At 65.9% G+C, this 914-nt stretch carries 1 protein-coding gene; it reads left to right on the top strand.

Features of this window, described 5'->3' with window-relative positions; genetic code table 11:
* The coding region (purM, locus tag EN984_RS36145) for a phosphoribosylformylglycinamidine cyclo-ligase (RefSeq protein WP_127384430.1) at positions 1 to 913 on the top strand (913 nt) is incomplete at its 5' end.
* Position 914: the final 1 nt, after the last annotated feature.

The following is a 914-nucleotide window of genomic DNA, read 5'->3' on the forward strand; positions in this document are numbered from 1 at the left end:
CCTCAAGGCCGCGGGCTTTACCGACCCGGTGCTGGTGGCGGCCAATGACGGCGTCGGCACCAAGCTCAAGATCGCCATCGATGCCGGCAAGCACGACACGATTGGCATCGACCTCGTCGCCATGTGCGTCAACGACATCGTCGTGCAAGGTGCCGAACCGCTGTTCTTCCTCGACTATTTCGCCACCGGCAAGCTCGATCCCGACCAGGGTGCCGCAATCGTCGGCGGCATTGCCGAGGGCTGCCGCCAGGCCGGCTGCGCGCTGATCGGCGGCGAGACGGCCGAGATGCCCGGCATGTATCACGGCAATGATTACGACCTGGCCGGCTTTGCGGTGGGCGCCGCCGAACGCGGCCAACTGCTGCCCACCGACGATATTGTCGAAGGCGACGTGCTGCTGGGCCTGGCTTCCTCTGGCTTGCACTCGAACGGATATTCGCTGGTGCGCCGCATCGTCGCCGTCAGCGGTCTGTCGTGGAGCGATCCGGCGCCGTTCAACGACGAGGCCACTCTGGCCGAGGCGCTGCTCGAGCCGACCCGCATCTACGTCAAGTCGATTCTCAAGGCGATCCGCAACACGCATGGTATCAAGGCGCTCGCCCACATCACCGGCGGCGGCTTCCCGGAAAACATCCCGCGCGTGCTGCCCAAGGATTTTTCGGCCGAACTCGATCTCGAGGCGATCGACGTTCCTGCGGTGTTTTCGTGGCTGGCCAAGACTGGCGGCGTGGCGCCGGAAGAGATGATGCGCACCTTCAATTGCGGCATCGGCATGATCTTGGCGGTCGCGTCCGGCCAGGCAGCACAGGTCGCCGCCGTGCTGCAGGAGGCCGGCGAGACGGTGACGCCGATCGGCCGCATCGTGCCGCGCCGCGACGCCGGCGTTATCTATCGGGGCTCGATCGGCCTATGAA

Source organism: Mesorhizobium sp. M7A.F.Ca.CA.004.12.1.1, from assembly GCF_003997835.1.
Lineage (GTDB): Bacteria > Pseudomonadota > Alphaproteobacteria > Rhizobiales > Rhizobiaceae > Mesorhizobium.